We start from the raw sequence: 236 nt of genomic DNA on the forward strand, positions 1-236 counted from the left end.
GTCGTCACCCCCATGGTGCTTTTGTGCGGCGTGTTCTTCCCCACCGCCCAGCTTCCCGTGGTCCTGCAGAACGTGGCCCAGGTGCTGCCCCTTACCCACGCCATCGAGCTGGTGCGCCCGCTGGTGGTGGGCCGTGCGCCGGCGGAGCCCCTCCTCCATGTGCTGGTGCTCCTCGCCTACGCGGCTGCCGCTTTCTACCTGGCGCTGGTGCTCACCCGCCGGCGGCTGCTCAAGTG

At 69.9% G+C, this 236-nt stretch carries 1 protein-coding gene; it reads left to right on the plus strand.

The window, feature by feature from the left end; translation table 11 throughout:
* Window positions 1-236, plus strand: a 236-nt coding sequence (locus tag ACTFO6_RS19785; protein WP_439935995.1) for an ABC transporter permease, incomplete at both ends; no start/stop codon positions are given.

The sequence above is a fragment of the Pelomicrobium sp. G1 genome (assembly GCF_051905455.1).
In the GTDB taxonomy this organism is placed as follows: domain Bacteria; phylum Pseudomonadota; class Gammaproteobacteria; order Burkholderiales; family UBA6910; genus Pelomicrobium.